At 57.1% G+C, this 757-nt stretch carries 1 protein-coding gene; it reads left to right on the top strand.

Annotation, left to right across the window (positions count from 1 at the left end):
* Positions 1 to 7 precede the first annotated feature (7 nt).
* Positions 8 to 757, top strand: a 750-nt coding sequence (locus GIW04_RS31095; RefSeq protein ID WP_329607665.1) for an immunoglobulin-like domain-containing protein, incomplete at its 3' end; no start/stop codon positions are given.

The following is a 757-nucleotide window of genomic DNA, read 5'->3' as shown; positions in this document are numbered from 1 at the left end:
TACAGCGGTGAACACCACCGTTACCGATACACCGAGCACCGATAACACCACCACCGTTACGCTGACAGCGCCGACCGAGGCGAACGAAGGTGGGCAGATTACGTACACCGCCACGCTTTCCAACAAAGCGGGCACTGACGTAACACTGAAACTCGACAACGGTTCAAGCATCACCATCAAGGCCGGCGACACTGTTGGCACTGTGACCATGCCCGCCCCTACCGATGACGTGTTCATCGATAAGAGCACTCAGACCGTCAAGATCACCGACGCTTCCGGCGGCAACTTCGAAAAACTCGAAGTGGCAGGCTCCGGCGCAACGACCACGATCAACGACACCATCGACAAGGTCGATGTGGTCCTGACCGCGACCACCACCGTTGGCGAAGGCGGCAACATCGTCTACACCGCCAGCCTTGTGGATAAAAACGGTACGCCAGTGACTAACATCACCAACCCGTTGACCGTCACCTTGGATAACGGCCAGACCATCACCATTGGCGTAAACCAATCGAGCGGTAGCGTTTCGGTTCTTGCTCCTGATGATGTTTACAAGGGCGACCAGACCGTCACCACCGCCATCAAAGGTGTCACCGGTGGCGAGCACTTCGAAAATCTGGTCCCTGGCAGTACAGCGGTGAACACCACCGTTACCGATACACCGAGCACCGATAACACCACCACCGTTACGCTGACAGCGCCGACCGAGGCGAACGAAGGTGGGCAGATTACGTACACCGCCACGCTTTCCAACAAA

It is taken from the genome of Pseudomonas sp. PA-4-8C (assembly GCF_021606625.1).
GTDB lineage: Bacteria > Pseudomonadota > Gammaproteobacteria > Pseudomonadales > Pseudomonadaceae > Aquipseudomonas > Aquipseudomonas lactis.
The sequence above is the reverse complement of the archived record's forward strand: the minus strand, read 5'-3'. Positions and strand labels throughout refer to the sequence as shown.